This is a genomic window from Fructobacillus fructosus KCTC 3544, assembly GCF_001438695.1.
Classification (GTDB): Bacteria; Bacillota; Bacilli; order Lactobacillales; family Lactobacillaceae; genus Fructobacillus; species Fructobacillus fructosus.
Genome location: NZ_JQBH01000012.1, coordinates 31,956 through 49,637 on the forward strand (window position 1 = coordinate 31,956; position 17,682 = coordinate 49,637).

The 17,682-nt window shown below is 42.1% G+C and carries 21 protein-coding genes and 1 tRNA gene; 12 read left to right on the top strand and 10 right to left on the bottom strand.

Going from position 1 to position 17,682, the window contains the following annotated elements; genetic code table 11:
- Positions 1–129: 129 nt before the first annotated feature.
- Positions 130–783: an NAD(P)-dependent oxidoreductase gene (locus IV71_RS06240; RefSeq protein ID WP_010692122.1), complete on the top strand. Its 654-nt coding sequence runs from the start codon at positions 130–132 to the stop codon at positions 781–783.
- Between the two features lie 114 nt (positions 784–897).
- Here the strand turns inward: IV71_RS06240 and IV71_RS06245 are convergent, their stop codons facing one another.
- The gene (locus IV71_RS06245) at positions 898–1,323 is read right to left on the bottom strand and encodes a cytidine deaminase family protein (RefSeq protein ID WP_010692123.1); all 426 of its coding nucleotides are present in this window, start codon (positions 1,321–1,323) and stop codon (positions 898–900) included.
- 469 nt (positions 1,324–1,792) lie between these two features.
- Here IV71_RS06245 and IV71_RS06250 point away from each other — a divergent pair, with 469 nt between their 5' ends.
- The 6 genes from IV71_RS06250 (at position 1,793) to IV71_RS06275 (ending at position 7,468) form a co-directional block, all read left to right on the top strand.
- Positions 1,793–2,629 carry a MetQ/NlpA family ABC transporter substrate-binding protein gene (locus tag IV71_RS06250; RefSeq protein WP_010692124.1) on the top strand — a complete coding sequence of 279 codons (837 nt, stop codon included), beginning with the start codon at positions 1,793–1,795 and terminating at the stop codon, positions 2,627–2,629.
- A 74-nt stretch (positions 2,630–2,703) separates the two neighbouring features.
- Entirely contained in the window at positions 2,704–4,032 is a 1,329-nt protein-coding gene (locus IV71_RS06255) for a M20/M25/M40 family metallo-hydrolase (protein ID WP_010692125.1), read from the top strand.
- An 18-nt stretch (positions 4,033–4,050) separates the two neighbouring features.
- The gene (locus tag IV71_RS06260) at positions 4,051–4,890 is read left to right on the top strand and encodes a MetQ/NlpA family ABC transporter substrate-binding protein (RefSeq protein ID WP_010692126.1); all 840 of its coding nucleotides are present in this window, start codon (positions 4,051–4,053) and stop codon (positions 4,888–4,890) included.
- 29 nt (positions 4,891–4,919) lie between these two features.
- Positions 4,920–5,999, top strand: coding sequence for a methionine ABC transporter ATP-binding protein (locus IV71_RS06265; RefSeq protein WP_010692127.1), 1,080 nt, complete (start codon positions 4,920–4,922; stop codon positions 5,997–5,999).
- Positions 5,996–6,691, top strand: coding sequence for a methionine ABC transporter permease (locus IV71_RS06270; RefSeq protein ID WP_010692128.1), 696 nt, complete (start codon positions 5,996–5,998; stop codon positions 6,689–6,691). Before IV71_RS06265 ends, IV71_RS06270 begins: the two co-directional genes overlap by 4 nt.
- A gap of 111 nt (positions 6,692–6,802) precedes the next feature.
- The gene (locus tag IV71_RS06275; RefSeq protein WP_010692129.1) at positions 6,803–7,468 is read left to right on the top strand and encodes a YoaK family protein; all 666 of its coding nucleotides are present in this window, start codon (positions 6,803–6,805) and stop codon (positions 7,466–7,468) included.
- A 38-nt stretch (positions 7,469–7,506) separates the two neighbouring features.
- Here IV71_RS06275 and IV71_RS06280 read toward each other — a convergent pair whose 3' ends face one another.
- The 5 genes from IV71_RS06280 to IV71_RS06295 form a co-directional block, all read right to left on the bottom strand.
- Positions 7,507–8,691, bottom strand: a complete 1,185-nt coding sequence (locus tag IV71_RS06280) for an ATP-binding protein (RefSeq protein WP_010692130.1) — start codon at positions 8,689–8,691, stop codon at positions 7,507–7,509.
- A 30-nt stretch (positions 8,692–8,721) separates the two neighbouring features.
- Positions 8,722–9,267, bottom strand: a complete 546-nt coding sequence (locus IV71_RS06285; protein ID WP_010692131.1) for a CPBP family glutamic-type intramembrane protease — start codon at positions 9,265–9,267, stop codon at positions 8,722–8,724.
- 148 nt (positions 9,268–9,415) lie between these two features.
- The gene (locus tag IV71_RS06290) at positions 9,416–10,060 is read right to left on the bottom strand and encodes a CPBP family glutamic-type intramembrane protease (protein WP_010692132.1); all 645 of its coding nucleotides are present in this window, start codon (positions 10,058–10,060) and stop codon (positions 9,416–9,418) included.
- Positions 10,061–10,163: 103 nt separating this feature from the next.
- Positions 10,164–10,304: a hypothetical protein gene (locus IV71_RS07960; RefSeq protein WP_010692133.1), complete on the bottom strand. Its 141-nt coding sequence runs from the start codon at positions 10,302–10,304 to the stop codon at positions 10,164–10,166.
- A 512-nt stretch (positions 10,305–10,816) separates the two neighbouring features.
- A complete protein-coding gene (locus IV71_RS06295; protein WP_010692135.1) occupies positions 10,817–11,515 on the bottom strand; it encodes a GntR family transcriptional regulator in 699 nt (232 codons plus the stop codon).
- A gap of 206 nt (positions 11,516–11,721) precedes the next feature.
- On the opposite strand from IV71_RS06295, the gene IV71_RS06300 reads away from it, so the two are divergent.
- From IV71_RS06300 to IV71_RS06315, 4 genes are all read left to right on the top strand, one after another.
- Positions 11,722–11,793 (top strand) — tRNA-Gln (locus tag IV71_RS06300).
- An 87-nt stretch (positions 11,794–11,880) separates the two neighbouring features.
- Positions 11,881–12,405 carry a GNAT family N-acetyltransferase gene (locus IV71_RS06305; protein WP_010692136.1) on the top strand — a complete coding sequence of 175 codons (525 nt, stop codon included), beginning with the start codon at positions 11,881–11,883 and terminating at the stop codon, positions 12,403–12,405.
- A gap of 22 nt (positions 12,406–12,427) precedes the next feature.
- Complete coding sequence (locus tag IV71_RS06310; protein ID WP_010692137.1) at positions 12,428–13,024, top strand: TetR/AcrR family transcriptional regulator C-terminal domain-containing protein; 597 nt, start codon at positions 12,428–12,430, stop codon at positions 13,022–13,024.
- A 103-nt stretch (positions 13,025–13,127) separates the two neighbouring features.
- Positions 13,128–14,183: an ABC transporter permease gene (locus IV71_RS06315; protein WP_010692138.1), complete on the top strand. Its 1,056-nt coding sequence runs from the start codon at positions 13,128–13,130 to the stop codon at positions 14,181–14,183.
- A gap of 53 nt (positions 14,184–14,236) precedes the next feature.
- Here IV71_RS06315 and IV71_RS06320 read toward each other — a convergent pair whose 3' ends face one another.
- From IV71_RS06320 to IV71_RS06330, 3 genes are all read right to left on the bottom strand, one after another.
- Positions 14,237–14,713 (bottom strand): pyrimidine dimer DNA glycosylase/endonuclease V, encoded by a 477-nt coding sequence (locus IV71_RS06320; protein ID WP_010692139.1) that lies wholly within the window; start codon positions 14,711–14,713, stop codon positions 14,237–14,239.
- Between the two features lie 74 nt (positions 14,714–14,787).
- On the bottom strand, positions 14,788–15,204 hold the full coding sequence (locus IV71_RS06325) for a hypothetical protein (protein ID WP_010692140.1): 417 nt from the start codon (positions 15,202–15,204) through the stop codon (positions 14,788–14,790).
- Complete coding sequence (locus tag IV71_RS06330; RefSeq protein WP_010692141.1) at positions 15,201–15,557, bottom strand: hypothetical protein; 357 nt, start codon at positions 15,555–15,557, stop codon at positions 15,201–15,203. Before IV71_RS06330 ends, IV71_RS06325 begins: the two co-directional genes overlap by 4 nt.
- Positions 15,558–15,980: 423 nt before the next feature.
- On the opposite strand from IV71_RS06330, the gene IV71_RS06335 reads away from it, so the two are divergent.
- Positions 15,981–16,946: an Abi family protein gene (locus tag IV71_RS06335; RefSeq protein ID WP_010692142.1), complete on the top strand. Its 966-nt coding sequence runs from the start codon at positions 15,981–15,983 to the stop codon at positions 16,944–16,946.
- A gap of 62 nt (positions 16,947–17,008) precedes the next feature.
- Here the strand turns inward: IV71_RS06335 and IV71_RS08225 are convergent, their stop codons facing one another.
- Entirely contained in the window at positions 17,009–17,158 is a 150-nt protein-coding gene (locus tag IV71_RS08225) for a hypothetical protein (protein WP_010692143.1), read from the bottom strand.
- Between the last annotated feature and the right edge of the window lie 524 nt (positions 17,159–17,682).

Here is a 17,682-nt window from a genome sequence, read left to right on the forward strand (position 1 = left end):
AGTCTATTAGCGGGTTTTTAAATAGTATACATCCTTTTTTAATTACCTATTGAGATAGTTCACCGTTCGTTGTATTATTAAGAAGTACAGTACGTATTAATAAAAAATACAATTAGAAGGAGATAGACAATGAAGACATTTATTATTGGTGCTACCGGCATGGCAGGTGAGGCCATTGTTGCCGAAGCAGTAAAGAATGGTATTACGGTTGTTGCTAACGGCCGTAACGTTGAAAAATTGACACAGCTAAAGGAAAAGTATCCAGCCATTTCAATTCTAGAAAAAGATGCCTTCAGCTTGACGGCCGATGACTTCGCCGGCATGGACGTCATTGTCGACGCCTTCTCAACGTCGCCAGACCAAGCCTATCGTCATGTTGATTTAGCAACTAAACTAGTGGCGATGTTCCGTAACCAAAAGACACGAATTGCTTTTATTCTCGGTGCTGGTAGTCTCTACGCTGACCAATCAAAGGAACGCCTAGTTTATGACAATATCCGTTCGGATGACAGTACCAAAGCATGGCGGGCAACCCCCGAGAACCAGCTATATGAATTAGAATTCCTGCGGAACGTCCACAACGTCAACTGGTTTGGCATTTCACCAGCCATTTCCTTTGTTCCCGGTCAAAAGTCCGAAAGCATCCTGACCGGAACCGACTTTGCCCTTCGTAACGATAACGGTGCCTCCGAAACGACTTCCGGAACAATGGGTTATGCCATGGTTCAAGAATTGCTCCATCAACGCCATGAACAGGAGCGCTTTACGGTGGCGAACGGCTGATTAGTTATCAAATATAAAAGTAAAAAAGGTCCCGAGTAAAATTTCTTGGGACCTTTTTTACCATTCATTATTACTAGATTACTAGCAAAATGACATTAAATTCAAAGATGTTTGCTAATCTTCCTTTGTCAGCCGCTGCTCACCCCACCAATGAGGCATTAATTCAGCCAGTGTGACGGTACTTCTCTTTTGATAATCCACCATGAATTCAATATCGGAATTGGCTACATCCAGCTGGAGGAGAAATTCACGACAGGCACCACAAGGCATGCTATCACCTTTAACCGGTACATGATCACGAAAAGTCATGATTCGTTTAATTTTGGTCTGTCCACTGTTTTGAAACATATTAAAAGCAGCCGCACGTTCAGCACAGAGATGAAAGACTCCCGCCGTTGCTTCAAAACAAAAACCAGTGAAAATTTCGCCATTCTCAGCTTCGATAGCAGTAACCACATGTTGTGCGTAGATGAAAGGCGAAACATCATGTGGTTTGTACAGAGGCTTCGCTGCCAAATAGAGTTCTTCCCATTTATCCATCGTCCATACTCCTTTTCTTGTCCGCTCATTATAACCTATTCAGCTAATGTGCAAAGACTAGCATCAACATTTTTTTAATTTTAATTTCATTTTTATGTTGACATAAATGCCACGCGGTTGTATTATTATCACCAAGATATCAATACAAAACAAGTTGATCAGGAAAGTATCTGCTAAGCAAAGCGTAGAGAGTAACCGGTTGGTGAGAGGTTACGTGCGTGCGGCGGAGAAAATGACCTGTGATTGGCAATTGTCACTCGGTTTACCGATAGCAGTTGACGGATTGGCCTACGTTACCCAGGCACACCATTCGGCTAGGATCATTCTCCGCGGCCCGATGGTTAGTGAGTCGTCTAGGGGCAATCCTAGACAAAAACCTCAGAATGGTAACGCGAAAGTCGCTTCTGTTTTTTCCACGTGGAAACAGAGGCGACTTTTTTGTTATCTAAAACACCCAGGAGAGAAAATCATGTCAAAGAAAAAGTGGATTATTTCAGGAATTGCCATCGTGGCTGTTGCAGCCGCAGCTTACTTCAGTTTTGGATCACACGGTTCATCAGAAGATAAGACCATCACAGTTGGTCGCATGTCTGCAACCAAGCAAGATGATGAAGTGTGGGACGTTATTGAAAAACAGGCAAAGGATAAGTACGGTATCAACGTTAAGGTTAAGTACTTTACAGATTACTCACAGCCAAACAAGGCCTTGACGAGTGGCGACGTTGACGTCAACGCCTTCCAACACTACGCATTCTTGAACGCCTACAATAAGAAGAACGGAACGGATATCAAGGCCATTGGTAAGACGGTAATCTCCCCTATCCACCTTTACTCAACGCAGTACAAGTCAGTATCCGACTTCCAAAATGGTGACACAATCGTCGTGCCAAACGACCCATCAAACGAAAGTCGTGCTCTCAAGGTTCTGAAGTATGCTGGTTTGATTGACTTGAAGGATGGTGACTTAGTAACAGTTAAGGACATCACGAAGAACCCTAAGAACTTGACCATTAAGGAATTGTCAGCAGATCAAACGGCTCGTTCAATTAACGATGTTCAAGGTGCCGTAGTGAACCAAAACTACGCATCAACAGCTAAGCTTTCTGAAAAGCAAGCCATCTTTACAGAACCATTTAACAAGGATTCCGAACAGTGGGTTAACATCATTGCTGCTAACAAGAAGGATGCCAACAAGAAGCTCTACAAGGACTTTGTTAAGGCATACCAGTCAGACGCAGTTAAGAAAGCCATTAAAAAGGCATACGGCGATGCTTCTATCCCAGCCTGGGACCGCTCATTCAATTAAGTTGAGTAAAAAGAGAAGCAACAACGTGGGACTTTCCCACGTACATAACAGTTAAATCAGAAAGGAAATGACACATGACAGCACGACAAACATATTTAGATCTATTAAAAGAACTCGTTGCCATCCCCTCCGTTTCAGCCAAACGTGAACACTTGCCAGAAGCGGCCAACCGGATTGCTAAAGCCCTCACCGACCTCGGTGGCGAGACGACGGTTGATGACACTTACTTTGCTCCACTGGTGATTAGCCACTTCAAAAGTCAACAGCCCGCTGCCAAAACACTCATCATTTATAACCACTACGACGTTCAACCGGCTGAGCCATTCGACCTTTGGGATTCAGACCCCTGGACTTTGACAGAAAAAGATGGTCACCTTTATGGCCGTGGCGTCGATGATGATAAGGGGAACCTAACCGCCCGCTTGACGGCTTTGGCCGAATACCTTGACGAGCATGATCAGCAACTACCCGTTAACATTCTCTTTGTTGTCGAAGGTTCAGAAGAAACCGCATCACAGCACCTTGATGACTATTTCAAAAAACACCCTGAAATCAAAGGAGACCTCATTATTTGGGAATCCGGTTCCAAGGATAAAGATGGTCGTCCCATCATCGATGGTGGAAACAAGGGCATTGTCACCTTTAACTTAAAGGCCAAAACCGCTGGTATCGATCTTCATTCATCGCTTGCTGCCGTTGTTAATTCTGCTGCATGGCGATTGAGTCAAGCACTGGCTACCTTCTTTGACCAAGACGGGCACATCCTTGTTCCTCATTTCTATGATCAAGTAAAAAAGCCTAACCAGCGGGAAAAAGAATTGATTGCCGCCCTTCCAGAGACACGGGAAGACTTTATCAAGAAAAACCAAATCGAAGCCCCCTTGTTAACTGACAAGCATGGTGAAGATTGGAAACAGGCCCTCTACTTTGAGCCAACCTTGAATATTGAAGGCATTACTTCTGGTTATCAGGGAGCTGGTGTTAAAACTGTCTTACCTGCCGAAGCGACGGCCAAAGTTGAGGCCCGCCTCGTTCCGGGGATGGACCCTGATGTCACTCTAAAAGCAATTGAAAATCATTTAGTTAACCAGGGATTTGACGATATCGAAGTCGAAAAGACACTTGGTCAAGGTGGTTATCGCTCAGACATGACAGACCCAGAAATCAAGCGCGTCATTGCTCTCAGCCAAAGCACCTACGACAAGGAGCCAGTCGTCATCCCCACTTCTGCCGGTACCGGCCCAATGAATTACGCTTTTGAAGCCACTAAAACCCCAATTGTCGGTTTTGGAATTGGCTACCCTGGCACATTGGACCATGCCCCCAATGAAAATATCCGTCTAAAGGACTATGATGAGAACGTGACTTTCGTTAAAAACATTCTAGCGAGTTACGAAAAATAATAGTAAAGAAACGTAAAAATGTCTAATAAAAGTAAAATCATTAACGCCCTCGTCCTTCTAGTGGTCTTGGTTCTTGGCTACTTCTCCTTTGTGCAACCAAACCAAAAGGCACAGAAGACAGTGACCATCGGTGTGATGGCAGCCAACAAACAAGACGATGCCATTTGGTCTCAAGTGTCCAAAACCGCCAAAAGTAAGTATGGAATTAATTTGAAATTCAAGCGCTTTACCGACTATTCACAGCCCAACAAAGCACTCGAAAATGGCGATGTGGATTTGAACGCCTTCCAGCACTACGCCTTCTTGGATGCTTATAATAGTAAAAACCATTCCAACCTCAAGGCAATTGGTCAAACATTCATCGCCCCCATTCACCTCTACTCCAAGTCCTACCATCAAGTGTCAGACTTTCAAGACGGCGACACGATTGTCGTACCAAACGATGCATCAAACGAAAGTCGGGCCCTCTATGTTTTGAAAAATGCTGGTTTAATTGAATTATCATCTGGTTCAAACCTCAAAACAACCAAGGATATTACGAAGAACCCTAAAAACTTAAAGATTAAAGAAATTTCTGCCGATCAAACGGCCCGTACACTGGGCGATGCACAGGGTGTCGTTGTCAATGGAAACTATGCAACGGCTGCCGGTCTCTCATTAAAAGACGCCATTTTCACAGAACCTTTGAACAAGGATGCCAAGATGTGGATAAACATCATTGCTGCTCGCTCAAAGGACAAGAACAACAAGACCTATCAGGAAGTCGTTAAGGCCTTCCAAACTAAGGAAGTCAAGCAGGCAATTCACGAGCAGTATGGTGATTCGGAACAAGCCGCTTGGGATAAGAATTTTAACTAAGATTAAATCGAATTGAAAGGAAGGCGCATATGACTGCCCCCATTATTTCATTGAAAAACATTGACGTGACTTTTACACCAAAAGGCAAGACCATCCATGCCGTCCAAGACGTTTCCATCGACGTTGAAAAGGGCGATATCTACGGAATCGTCGGCTACTCAGGTGCCGGAAAGTCCACTCTCGTTCGAACCGTTAACCTTTTGCAAGAGCCAACCACCGGTTCAGTAACGATCAACGGCGAAACCATTTTCAAGAAGGAAGCCAGAACCGCTGCCCAAAAGATTACCGGACACGAATTGAAGGAAAAGCGCCGTAAGATTGGTATGATCTTCCAGCACTTCAACCTCCTGAACGAGCGAACGGTGGAAGACAACGTGCTCTTTGCTCTTGAAAACAGTAAGGAAAAGGAAGCAGTCAAGAAGGAAAAAGTCGCTAAGTTGCTCGAATTAGTTGATTTGTCAGACCGGGCTAAGCAGTATCCTTCTCAGCTTTCAGGTGGTCAAAAACAACGTGTGGCGATTGCCCGCGCGCTAGCGAACGATCCCGAAATCTTAATTTCAGATGAAGCAACATCAGCCTTAGATCCAAAGACAACCCGTCAAATCTTAGCATTGCTGAAGAAATTAAACGATGAGTATAACCTGACCGTCCTCTTAATCACTCACGAAATGGATGCCGTGAAGGAAATCGCCGACAAGGTTGCCGTTATGCAGAATGGTCGTGTATTGGAAAAGGGTTCCACTCTGGACATCTTTACCAATCCGCAGGCCGAATTAACTAAAGAATTCATCGCTACTGCCACTAACCAAGATCAGGCCATCGCAACAATTACTGCCAGCGATACCATCAAGAATCTTCCGGAAGGACAAGTCTTTGCACAATTGACCTACTCTGGTAATTCAACGAACGAACCACTAATTACTAGTCTCTACCAGCACTTCGGTATCGTGGCTAACATTCTTTATGGCAATGTTGAAGTACTTCAGGGAACGGAAGTTGGTTCCCTCTTGGTTATCCTATCTGGTGAACAAGACAACTTTGAGGACGCTTTAGACTTCTTAGCCGCACGATCCGTTTCCGTTAACATCTTGAAGGGAGAACAAGCATGAGTACATGGTTTTCACAAACATTTCCAAACGTCGTCTATCAAGGATGGGGTGGTGACACCGGCTGGGGAACGGCCATTTTCCAAACACTCTTCATGACTTTCTGGTCGGCGGTCTTCGGTGGCCTGCTGGGTTTGATTTTCGGAATTGGTTTGGTTGTAACCGGTCCCCGTGGTATTACACCAAACAAGACAATCTTTTGGATTCTTGACAAAATTGTTTCTGTTTTCCGAGCTGTACCATTTATCATTTTGTTAGCCTTCATTGCGCCCTTTACTAAGGCACTTGTGGGTACGCAGATTGGGATTAACGCTGCTTTAGTGCCCTTGTCACTAGGCGTTTTCCCCTTCTACGCTCGTCAAATCCAAGTGGCACTTTCAGAAGTTGACAGTGGCATTGTTGAAGCCGCACAGGCCGTTGGCGCCTCATTTAGTCAAATCGTCTTTGGTGTCTACATCAAGGAAGGCCGTTCTGAAATTATTCGTGTTTCAACGGTGACACTGATTTCCTTAATTGGTTTGACTGCCATGGCAGGTGCCATTGGCGCCGGTGGCCTTGGTAACATGGCCGTAGCCTATGGATACAACCGTTTCGCAAACGATACAACCCTGGTTGCTACCATTCTTGTCTTGATTATGGTCTTAATTGTTCAAGTGACTGGTGATTGGTTGGCCAAGAAATATAACCACAAATAATCCAATAAAAAGATGCCATGTTGGCATCTTTTTTTATTACAAAGTCTTCAAATTTTTCAGACTTATCAGACATTTTAATGTAAAATAATCTTTTGTCGGAGGTCTTGAAAAGTGACAAAAAATCAATTTCCATCCCATGAACGAGTTTTATTTGCCAGCTTACTAACCATGACTGCTGGATCCATTGATGCCTTTTCCTACCATATGCACGGTCAGGTATTTGCTGGACTCCAAACTGGGAATATCATCCTAATGGGTATCAACGCGAGTCAACTTCACTGGGGCAGTGTCGGTCGATACGCTTTTTCTATCTTTGCTTTCATCCTTGGAACCTTAATGGTCAAGATGTTCCAGCATTATCGGACCTTAAAAAACTTTTCAATCAATAAGGAAAGACAATATGTCTTGCTGTATATGACAACGTTACTGACCCTTTCTGCCCTTATCTGTCAGTCAATTCCAAATATTTTCGGCACGGCCATTCTATCTATTGCGGCCGCAGCCGCACTTCAGGAATTTCGCATTTTAAAGGGAAAACCTTTCATGCCACTGTTAATGACTGGCAACCTACGGAGTCTCAGCGAAGCCGCCTACGAGGGCTTCATTCGGCGCAATGCCGTAATGCGCCAACGTGCCATCGACTTGGGACTCGTCATTTTTTCATTTTTTATCGGCGCCTTCTTGGTCAGTCTTCTTTTACCCCTCACAAATGAATATGCCATTCTATTTCCAGCCATTCTCACCTTGTTAATGAGTCGAATCGTTCAATGGCAGTAGTCAAAAGGGACAACGGTTAACCGTTGTCCCTTTTGATTTTATATTGGTTGCTGAATTTTCAATAGATGGTGCTTTCCAAGCTGTGTCAGCAAAACTGCCTGACCAACTGAGAGTTTCGGTAAATGTGCTAACAACCGTTTTGAAAGAGGTAAGTCAGCAAGATCGTCCGTTGCTTGATACCGGTGAATCAGTAACGAACCAAACTGACCGCGCAAAGACAGTGGTAAATCCTGCATTGACTGAGTCGACACCACCAAATTTAAATTGACCTTTCGACCTTCTCGTAAAATATGAAAAAGGCCATTCTCGTTGATTGCCTGGTTAGTAGGCAAATATCGATGTACCTCATCTAAAAAGATAGCAACGGGAAGGGTTGCATCGGATTTTAAACGGTTTTGCAATAGCTGTTCCATTAAGAAGGAAATAACCCGTTGTTGGATAGCTGGAAAGGGTTGTAACTCCGATAAATCAATGACTAATGAACGATGCCTACTTGGACGACCTTCGAAAGTCTTCAAGATAAATGACAAATCATAGCGTGTTTGCTGATTTTCGGTATCGTTAAAACCAAAAATCTGGTTTAATCGTTTTGACTGAAGTAATTGGGCTAACTCCTGAATTTGTGGCCAATAATGGCTCACCGCCTTATGATCAATTGTTTGGCCCAGGAGACGGTAGTCCGCCCGTTCATCATTGAAGGGGCGAATGAATTCTTGAACTAACTGTTCTGGTAACAGCTGCATTGCGTAATGTTGGTTGCGCACGAGTAGCCCATTTACTGCTTCTTGATACTCCTTCATTGAGTAATTCACCTTAATCAATGGTTGCATTGGTTGGACACGCCGCTGTTCCTGTATTCTAAGCGAGGTTATGGCAGCCTGCAACTTTTCCGTGAGTTGGCTATTCCAATTTAGGCCCAGTACTCCCAGCAGTTCTTCTGCAGATTGCGACGATAAATCGATGTAAGCATTTTGAGCCAAACAATATGAAATTCGATTATCCAAATCTCGACCATATTCACCAGTTGGATCAAAAACCATATTAATTTGATTCATTTCTTGTAACTGGCTAATGATTTGTTTAGCCGACGTTGACTTTCCGGCACCAGTTTGGCCAAGAATTAAAAGATGCTTGGATAGCAACATGCGATTTGACAGCTTAAACTTTCGATGTAGGGACTTTTCGCCTAAAAACAATTCTTTTTTTTGAGAACTTTCTGCCATATCTCCTCTATCTGCATTTTACTGGGACTATTATAACATCCAGCCTAATATCCCCACCGCATCATTTAAGAAATGAACGCACATTGGCGCCCGCAAAGAATTTGTTAGGCGAAAGAGCTCGTTTAACACCAAACGATTAATAATCAAGCCTATAACTAGCCAAACATTCATAGCATAAACGGTATAGTGCAGGTAGGCAAAGAAAATTGACGAAAGGAAACTAGCCATATACCAACCTGTTGCTGTTCGCTTTAAAAGAATATACATCGTTAATACAATTGGTATCATCAATAATTCTTCGTTAATAGCAGAAAACAAAAATTGTCCCGCCCACCACAATTTCTCTGGTAAACGATGTAAATGGGCAAAATTGTGTGTACTAACGTGCTCAAAAAGATGATGATTACCGGTGGCTGCACTTACGATCATCATATAGAATCCATCAAATAACTTCATCATGACAAAAACGAAAAACGGAAACCAAATCGGAGCATGCATTTTTTTAAATAAATTTTTTAACCCCGCTGAACCAAATAACAGTAGCGTAATTAAGAGTCCAGTTAAAAAAGTACCCAAATCCTCACCAACAACTGGACGGGCTAGTGATCAAGAAAAACCGATTATTAGTAAAACTACGAGGGGAAGATTCTTATAATTTTTCAATTGCACGTTCATCAATTTCCTCCGTTTTCAATCATTAATCTTGTAACAAATTATTAATAAACTAAAGCATCATAAAAAACAGGTTACAAGTATCGAATAGAAAGTGGACATACATCGGTGTTCGAATTGAATTGGTTAAACGAAAAACTTCGTTGAGAAGAATTCGTCCAATCATCAAGAGTCCAATGACCCAAACATTGAGGGAGTAGACATTGAAATGGAGGGAAGCGAATAAAATTGCTGAAGCAAGACTGGCTATCCACCAAGCTAGTCTTGTTCTTTTTAGCAAGATGAATACTAGTAAGACAAGAGGAATCATCAACAATTCTTCATTAACCGCTGAAAATAAAAAACGCACTCCATACCAAATTTTCTCGTCAAGTCCATGTAAATATTTGACTTGATTAACCATTTCATGTTTAAACAAGTAACGATTACCTGTACTTGTCACAGCAATTATGGTGTAAAATATTTCAATCAAAAAATACATTATAAAGCAAAAGATTGGGAACCAAAAGGGCCCTTTCATTTTTTGAAAGAGTCCTTTCAATCCAGCAATTCCAAATAAGGAAAGCGTGATAAATAAGCCAACTATAAACGTAACCAATGACTTACCAATAAATTGCTGCTCTAATAACCAAACTAGCCCAATCAAGCTGAAAAGGACAAATGGTATGTTATGAGGATGCTTTAGTTGAAGATTCATAGCTACTCTCCTGACAAAGTGATAATTTTTTTCAATACATAGCAAAACGACTATTGTACCAATAGTCGCTAGCTAAACTAAGCCCTTTAATAATTTCTATCCTTTAAAATAACTTATTGAAAAAACCCTCAATGAAGTCCCTTCGGTCCTTAGCCGTAGTGTGATTAGTTGGACGCCAAATCATTCCGCCACTAATTGTGAGTAATTCATGATCATTCAATACTTGTACCTGCCATTTTTTCATAATAGCCCCCTATTTCATTACAGTCCAAGATGAAACACCACCGCGAAAGCCATATGAGCTGTGGTACCAAAAGCTTGCCCAGCACGGTAAGTCGACCGACTACCTCCGTTGATCAACTGTAAACTGTTCTCGTTCATTTGTTCAAAGTAACTCATTTTTTCTCCATGTGACAATCTCCTTTCAGATTTTCTTGGTCATAAGACTTAGTTCTGACTTAGTTATATCAGCCCCCTTCACATTGTGCAAATCTTCACTTTATAAGACACTTTAGACTTTTTAGACTCTATAACTATTTTTTATTGACTCTAATTAATCTTTTCAATCTGTTAGAAAGACCATAACATCGGTCCTCCCATTCTTATCTAAAAAAATATCAGGCATAAGGGACAAAAGAATATCGCTTGGTAAATAGCGTCATATGCAACACAACACTAGGGAAGCATCCCGTAACTCCCAAAAAATATTTTTTCAGCGCACAAAAAAAGTCCCCCGCTTAGCGGAGGACACAGTCATTATCGTGTTAATTTAAATTCAAAGCGTTCACCAACATAGTAAGAACGGACGTATTCGAATGGATTATCTTGTTGATCATAAGATACCTGGCGCACTGACAAAATAGGATCACCACGCTTGATTTCTAACAGTGCAGCTTGGCGTTCTGTGGCAAGAGAAGCCGTGATGGTTTGCTCCGCCCGACCCGGCTGAATTCCGGCGTCAATCAACGTCTTGTAGAGCGAATCGGTCAACTCTGACCGAGTAAAGTTGTTCACCAATTTCACTGGCAAAGTCGTCTGTTCCAGTAGGATGGGTTCAGAATCACCCAAACGCAAGCGTTCCATCACCAGAACTTCGTCCTCTGCGTTCAACTTCAGATGGTCCATTTCAGATACTGATGGTGTCGTGACTTTGTAAGAAACGGTTACTGACTGAGCCTTCCTCCCAGACTTTTTCATAAGCTCGGTAAAGGAAGTCACACCCAAAGCGCGTTCGGAAACCTTCTTTTCGGCCACAAAGGTTCCGGAACCAACACGGCGTTCCAAAATGCCTTCGTCGACTAAGGTTTGAATGGCCTGTCGTAACGTCATTCTGGAAACGTTGAACGAAGCTGCCAACTCACGTTCAGCGGGTAAACGTTTATTTGTTTGCCATTCTCCGGCCGCAATCCGCTGCCTGATTTCATTATGTATTTCAATGTAACGTGGTATAGCCATTGTGAAAGTCTCCTTTTCCCAGAATAGTCCAGTTTTATCTGGGGTTATCCCCTTTATTTCCTCTATCAATTATAATTGGTCTAGCTTGATTTTTCAAATATCATTTTAGGTCAATTCCTGCCCTTAATAGAGGACTAAAAAAAACGACTTTTTTATGCAAATTACTTGCATTTCGAATAAAAATCCGCTAATATATATCAAGTAATTGCCCCTTGGCCAAGCGGTAAGGCGACGGCTTCTGGTGCCGTTATGCGCTGGTTCGAATCCAGCAGGGGCAATCAACAAAGACGGAATCCTTCGATTCCGTCTTTTTTTATTTTAATAATGATACACTAAAGTTAGTTATAAAAAAGAAAGAGGTTTCCATGAACATTCGTCCGTTAGAAAAAAAGGACCTACCCCATATTTATCAACAAAAGAATTCCCGGTCAGTGATGGCGCTGTGGTTTGAAGAGCCCTACAATTCTTTTGATGAACTTTCCATTCTTTATGACCGGCATGTGTTGGACCAAACTGAACGTCGTTTCGTCATCGAAAAAGATGGTGTTTTTGCCGGTGTCGTTGAATTGATGGAAATCAATACGATTCACCGTCACGCCGAAATTCAAATCATCATTGACAAAAAATTCCAAGGACATGGCCTTGCTCAGGCTGGTATGCGAGCGGGAATCGAATACGGCTTCAACGTGCTCAACCTACATAAGATTTATCTATACGTCGATGTTGAAAACGCTGCTGCCGTGCATATTTACAAGAAGATTGGTTTTGTTGAAGAAGGTTGCCTCAAGGACCACTTTTTTGCTGAAGGTCAGTACCATGACTCTTACATGATGGGCTTGTTTGCCGATGACTTTCGTGGAAAAATTGCGGTTCCTGTTAAGGCGGACTAGAGTCAACTGAAACGAGTTTCATATGAAAAATAAAAACGATGTGCGCTTTTCTAAAGCTGATCAAGCAATTCGGCAATCCTTTATTGATTTACTGAAAGTAAAAAAATTCGATCGTATTTCGGTTAAAATGATTATCGATAAGGCGGCGATTAATCGCTCAACCTTTTACGCTCATTTTTTGGATAAATACGATTTAATGGACCAATTGCAAGAAGAACTGTTGGATAACTTGATCAACAATTTACCTGACGTGAACTGGCAATCGAATAAGCCCTTAATCGAACAATTTCAAGATCGAGCGACCGGAATTGTTCAAAACATCAATCAAAACCGTGAACTTTTTGTATTGATGCTTTCGAATAACGTTGGCAATTCTTTCGAAAAAACCATGCAAGACAAAAGTCGCACTGTTTTCGAAGGCATTATCTCTGATGAATATCTGACAGTCCCAAGAGAGTACGTTGTTGTGCTACTCACCTCAGCTGTTTCTTCAACCCTTATTACTTGGGCAAAAAATGGTTTCAAAGAATCGCCGGAGGAATTTGCCAACATTATCAGTCACATCATACCTAATCTCGCTATCCAATTAGTTCAAAACCCTTACAACACTAATGGCTAAGGTTATCTAAATACTTATCCAACTCCTAACCAACATTTGTTGGTTTTTTTATTTTGCTTCCTTTTCTATAATTAATACAGCTCATAAAAGAGAGGAATATAAAATGAAAGTATCATCACCTAAGTTCATCCTGACCTTAGCTGTTGGCTTGACGGTGGTTCTCGGAATCATGATGACCACCTTTTCACTGCCAGCCGTTAACTCAGGTGTGAACAACGTACCCGTTGGTGTTGTCACGACTGACAAGGCTGTATACGATAAGTTTGCCACGCCTTTGGAAAAGAAGGGCTTCGACGTTAAGCAGTACAAGTCTGTTTCTTCAATGAAGGACGCCGTTAACAACCGTAAGGTCTACGGTGCCTTTGAAGTTTCAAACACCGGCGACATGACTTTGTACAAGGCAACGGCTGCTTCTACGGCCGTTGCCCAAGCCTTGGAAACGATGGGTAACGCCGTTGTTGCTCAGCAAAAGACGGCTGCCAAGGCCCAAATTGCCCAGATGCAAGCACAGGCAACTGATGCCACGATGTTGAAGGCTTTGGACGCAAAGGTTCAAGCCATCGACGCTAAGACTTTGAAAGTCGTTGAATTGAAAGCCTTCCCTAAGGCTGACCCTAAGGGAACGGGACTGGCCGCCGGCGCCTTGCCAATCGCCCTTGGTGGTTGGATTGGTGCTGTTGCCATCGCCAACACGGTGAAGGGTAAGAAGCAAAAGTTCTGGGCTGCCATCGCCTTCGCCTTTGTCGGTGGACTTGGCCTGGTTGGTGTTATCCAATTCGTTGTGGGAACCTTCAACGGCAACTACTTCTTGACGTCACTCGGTGCCATGCTTGGGATCGCAGCAACTGGCTTCTTCGTTCTTGGTTTGCTCGAAGTCATGGGAAACGCTGGTCTTGGAATCGCAGCCGTTCTCTTGATTCTTCTTGGTAACCCACTTTCTGGTCTGTCTTCAGCACCTGAAATGTTACCAAAGGGTTGGGGCTTCTTCGGACAACTCCTGCCACCTGGTGCAACTGGTTCGCTCTTGCGTAACCTAACTTTCTTTGATGGTCATGCCATCGGAATGTCAGCCGGCGTTTTGTCAGCTTACGTCATTGTTGGTTTGATCCTTTTCTTCCTTGGTCACAAGTCAGAAATTCAAAACGCTGAAAAGGCATAATCAGACCGATTTAAAGTATAAAAAGCGAGTCGTCTAATGACGACTCGCTTTTTTTATTTCATCTTTAAAAATTCTGGGTATTTTTTGGCTACTTGCTTTAACATCTGCTCCCAGGTCTTCTTTTCGATTTGATCCGTATCGGCCTTCTCTTGCATCATGTACAGATTTTGCAGCAGATACCGCTTATCGTGAAAACCGTCAAAAAGTGGTTCCCCGTCTGTCAACAAAACATCACCCACCTCATTTTCACTAAACGAGATTGGCTGTGTCCAATCGTATTCCACATCATCAATCAATTTTTGGTGTGATTTATCAGAAGTCTTATATCCACGCCGTGTCATCTCCCGTTTTACTAATTCGACATAGACAAACAGGTGTTGCAAGTCAAAATCATTTAAGCGATTCACCGTTGCGTGATTAACCCGTCCGTTCTTACGGATGGCCCCCGTAATTGCCAAACATTCTCGCCACTGTCCGAGTAAGTGCTGCCGTGATAATGCTGGAATTATTCGATAATGCCAAAGTCGCATGGTAAATCCTCCCTAACTTTTATCTTTTTATTATACGAAAAAAGCAGAAAGAAAACCTTCTGCTTTTTTATGATTTAGTCAAACCAATAAGTTGAAATGTATGATCCGGAAGCGTCATCACAGGTCTGTAGACCCATTTGATGCTGTCCTGAAAGACTTTCAACCACATCCATCGAATCAAGACGCTTCATCCCGTGTCGAATGTCTGTTACGTGATATGTTTGCCCGTTAACAACAACTTCACTTCCAATTGACAGCTGTCGAACAGCCGATCCTGCACTTGAAGCAGCCTCAGCTAAGTAATAGTTTGGCAACGCTGTCCATTGAAAAATATACGGTGTCCAGCGAGGTGTGTTGCCACCAGTTGTATTTGAAAAAGAACTAATGTCAAAATGCTGACCTAAAAAGTTAAAGCCATCTGTACGAACCGCCTCTTTAACCGAAATAGTCGTTGACTCCGTCGCCGTCCCAGCAGTTGCTGGAGCCGTCATTGCTGCAGTCGTGTTTGCGCTTCTGCTGGCTTCTTTGTCGTAGAAGCAGTCGTGTTGACTTGTGAAGTTGGTCTAGCATTCGAAACGGTAGAGCTTGCCCCCTCGTTTTGCACAGTTGCGTCTGCTTTCACTGAACTCCCAGTTGCTTCCTGGCTTTCCTGCGTATCATCCGTTTTGATTGAATCTGAAGTCGGTTCGACTTTTGAAATACTTGACGAAACGGCAGTCACCATCTGCTTTTGATTGGACCGTGAATTTCCGGTATGTGTGTGGCTAAACGAAATTCCAACGGCAGCTAAAATTGTCAATGCTGTAAAGGTCGCTATGACCAATGTTTTTTTTACGATTCTCATATACTTGCTCTCCCTAATCTCTAACCCTGTCAGAATAGCAAGTTGAAGATGTCGGAGGAATATCAAGATATTTCGAAATCATTAAGCAAATTTAACAAGAAGATTTCTTACAAGTGAAAGTCATAACGATATGTACTTAAATGCCTATTTAGCGGACTTTTTCATCACTTAAAAAGTCAAATTACAATAGCTTTGCAAGCTTATCAAGTCTTTGTCTAAATCGTTTGTTTTGAATTTAGTACCAAAAATTAGAAAAAATAGGTCCATTCAATAAGAAAAAATGCCAAATTTTGTAATGGTTTCTTCCACTGAGCAACCATTTTTGTAAAAAAAACAGCACAAGCGCGAACAGGCGTTCGCACTTGTGCTAAAATGGCTTTATCAAATACAAGGTTTTGTTAATACAAAGGTCTAGGTGTCAATATGTCAGTTAAAACACAACCATTTCTTAATTGGAATCAGCAAGTGACCGTGCTGAGAGAACAATATAACATTGAAGTAGAATCCCCTAAAAGTGCCATTTACACACTCAAAAAGTATTCATACGAAACCCTAGTTGATGGATATAGGCAAGCCTTCAAAAAAGATCACCATAGCGAAAAATTCATTCCTGGTATCACCATTGAAACACTTGGCGTTCTTCAAATGCTAGAAAATCGTCTTTCTTCCGAACTACTTCAAGCTCTTTTATCAATCGAAAAAAATATCAAATCACTCTTTCAGTATGAACCGGCCAAAAAATTCGGTGTTCAACAAAACAATTATCTAAGAATCGATCATTATAACACCAGCACCTGTGCACAAAAACGACATTTAGCCAGGTTATTCCACATAACACAACAAAAAAGGCACATTTCGCAAACCTTGGAAGACTTTCAACAACAAGGAAACATTCCTCCCTGGGTATTAGTTAACGAAATGACTTTTGGCCAATTCCAACATTGGTATGCCGCTAGCCCTGATGCCATACGCGAGGCCGTTGCCAACGGCTTTTGCAACGACTCAAACCAAAAAATCACCTTGCCATTCTTTGAACAGGCACTTCGTTTCTTCCTCGATTTTCGCAATGCTCTCGCCCATGGCGAACTAATTGGACAGCTTTGTGCAAAGGAAACAATCACTCAATCTCAACTACAGGCCTTTTATCCTGAAAAATTACTACCTAGCTGCAAACAACGACAGACTAAACATACTGAAAGTGATTTTTATATCCTTTTTCTTCTTTTTGGCCTCTTTTTAAAGCAGAGTGAAAAGCAAATTTTTAAGGATCAAGTTTTAAACCTACTCCGTATTTTTGATAGCTTACTACCAATTAACGAAGAACCGATGCGTCGCTTGCTTGGTAATATTCCAGAAAACATGATTGAACGGGTCGAACAAATTCTTTAATCAACTCTCTTTATCGTCTGATTATCTGTTACATCACTATGTACGGGGCAGTGCCCCATGGATTACTTCTTAAAAGATTCCTTTGCCTTATCGGCCACATCCTTAGCAGCATCCTTTGCGTCAGCAGCAACTTTCTTTGCTTCGCCCTCAGCCTTCTTGGCCTCTCCAGCTAGCTTATCCTTTGTTGCGTCGAATTTTTCTTCAAATGACATTTCAATATCCTCCCTTCAATTTTATAGGGACATTATACATCAATACATCTAATTTAAAAGAGAATAAAAAAGAGATCTGACCATTATTCATGGTCAGACCCCTTTTTAAAATTAGATACTAGCATATATGCCGACTAACGGAAATGAAAACGCCTATATAACAGAACTTTTAAGAACATGTGTCTGAAAAATGTCTGAATTTCTGGTGCTATTTATGTACAGGACTAATGCCCTTTAAAAGTCGCTACGGTAACGACGTACAAATTATAACGCATTTTTACGTTTGATTTTATTCTAATTATGTTTGATTTTTACTTTCTTAGTAAATCATGAAAACTTGAAACACTTAGAGCGACATGCGTTCTGTCTTTTCTTTTATAGTCACAATTTACTGCTGACTTTCTGCTGATTTGCGTTTAAACACAAAAAAAGACGGGCGCACGTCTGCGTTTTTCCCGTCATTTCCACTATCCCACTGCGTACAGCCCGAGTAGCTTGCTACTATTATATCCAAAATAAAAAAA